Origin of the sequence: Cupriavidus oxalaticus (genome assembly GCF_038900635.1) — a bacterium.
GTDB lineage: Bacteria > Pseudomonadota > Gammaproteobacteria > Burkholderiales > Burkholderiaceae > Cupriavidus > Cupriavidus oxalaticus_B.
The window spans coordinates 1-935 of sequence record NZ_JAYMRX010000070.1 but is presented as its reverse complement, the minus strand read 5'-3'; the positions used below and the strand labels follow the sequence as shown (position 1 = coordinate 935).

Here is a 935-nt window from a genome sequence, read left to right as displayed (position 1 = left end):
ACAATGCTGCTAAAGAGTACAAGGCTCTTCCCATTTCGTTCGCCACTACTTTGGGAATCTCGGTTGATTTCTGTTCCTGCAGCTACTTAGATGTTTCAGTTCGCCGCGTTCGCTTCCCACACCTATGGATTCAGTGTGGGATGACCCATACGGGCCGGGTTTCCCCATTCGGACATCTCCGGATCAAAGCTTGTTTGCCAGCTCCCCGAAGCTTTTCGCAGGCTACCGCGTCCTTCATCGCCTGTGATCGCCAAGGCATCCACCACATGCACTTGTTCGCTTGACCCTATAACAAGTGTGTCTCAACGACACGCTCACTACAGGTTGAGTTCTCGCATTTGTGCCGTATTCCAAGTCATCTTTCGATCACTTAAATACATTTTGGTTGATACAATCACAACCCGGTATCGCGTTTGTACTGCAGCGTCTCATCAACGCTTACGCGACACCTTTACTACATCCCATATTGTTAAAGAACAGCCGATCTTGCGATCGCTTGGCAATGCCAAATGCAAACGCTCAATCCTAAGCGCTTGCATTTGACCACCAATTCCAGGTATCCGAACTCACTCGTCAGAGATCGTGGTGGAGGATGACGGGATCGAACCGACGACCCCCTGCTTGCAAAGCAGGTGCTCTCCCAGCTGAGCTAATCCCCCTTCGGATAACTTGGTGGGTCTGGTAGGACTTGAACCTACGACCCCCGCCTTATCAAGACGGTGCTCTAACCACCTGAGCTACAGACCCTTGGCTGTAACAGCAAACAAACCGATAAGTGTGAACGCTAGGCTTGAGACACAAGCCTCTAGAAAGGAGGTGATCCAGCCGCACCTTCCGATACGGCTACCTTGTTACGACTTCACCCCAGTCATGAACCCTGCCGTGGTAATCGCCCTCCTTGCGGTTAGGCTAACTACTTCTGGCAAAACCCACTC

Annotated in this window: 2 tRNA genes and 2 rRNA genes; all 4 read right to left on the bottom strand. The window is 51.3% G+C overall.

The annotated features are described in order from the left end of the window. Positions 1 to 286 (bottom strand): 23S ribosomal RNA (locus tag VSR71_RS34975); the annotation flags it as partial. Between the two features lie 297 nt (positions 287 to 583). Then, positions 584 to 659, bottom strand: a tRNA-Ala gene (locus VSR71_RS34970). Positions 660 to 670: 11 nt separating this feature from the next. Continuing rightward, positions 671 to 747 (bottom strand) — tRNA-Ile (locus tag VSR71_RS34965). Positions 748 to 809: 62 nt separating this feature from the next. After that, positions 810 to 935: ribosomal RNA gene (locus tag VSR71_RS34960) — 16S ribosomal RNA — on the bottom strand; the annotation flags it as partial.